This is a genomic window from Arthrobacter sp. TB 26 (assembly GCF_000427315.1).
Lineage (GTDB): Bacteria > Actinomycetota > Actinomycetes > Actinomycetales > Micrococcaceae > Arthrobacter.
The window spans coordinates 1-792 of record NZ_AUPJ01000002.1; the positions used below are offsets into that span (position 1 = coordinate 1).

The 792-nt window shown below is 73.1% G+C and carries 1 pseudogene; it reads left to right on the forward strand.

The features are described 5' to 3' along the window. Positions 1-792, forward strand: a pseudogene (locus K789_RS0100010) (ABC transporter); the annotation flags it as partial.

A 792-nucleotide genomic window follows, 5' to 3' on the forward strand; every position in this document is an offset into this window, starting at 1 on the left:
AACTCAGCCCGGGGGAGCTGCGCCGTGTCGCACTGGCCCGCGCTCTCGCCCGGATCGAGTCCGGCGCCACGGTGCTGCTCCTCGATGAACCCACCGCCCACCTGGACCGTGAATCCGCCACCGCCGTCAGCGGCGCCATCGCCGGGCTGCGCGGACGGGTCACTGTCCTGCTGGTGGCCCATGACCGGCAGACCCGGGAACTTGCCGATGAGCTTGTGGCCGTGGCGCCCCGCGCAGCGGCGGCGTCAGGTGTCGACCCGTCCACCGTCGAGGCGTCGGCCGCCGGGTATACGGAGTTCCGGCCCGGCGAGACCCAGGCGTCCGATTTCCAGGCAGCCGAATCCCAGGCAGCCGAACGCCGGCCTGCCGAACTCCTGCATATCGATGACAGGGAACCCCGTGCGCCGCAGGCCGGAGCCGCCGGCCATGCCGCCCGTGGTTCGACGGCAGCCCGGCTCCGCCGGCTGCTCGCACCGGTCCGGGTCAAGTTCGCCGCCGCAGGTGCCGTCGGCACCCTGGCGGCCCTTTTCGCCGTCGCCCTCTCCGGACTCTCGGGCTGGCTGATCATCCGCGCCAGCGAGCAACCGCCCATCCTCTACCTGCTCACCGCGATCGTGGGCGTGCGCTTCTTCGGCATCGGCCGGGCCGCGCTGCGCTACCTTGAACGCCTCCTGCTGCACGACGCCGTCTTTGCCGCCCTGACCCGGCTCCGCGGCCGGCTCTGGGAGTCGCTGAGCCGGAGGGCCCTCTCGCTGCGCCGGCTGCTGCAGGGCGGCAACGTCCTGGGCACCG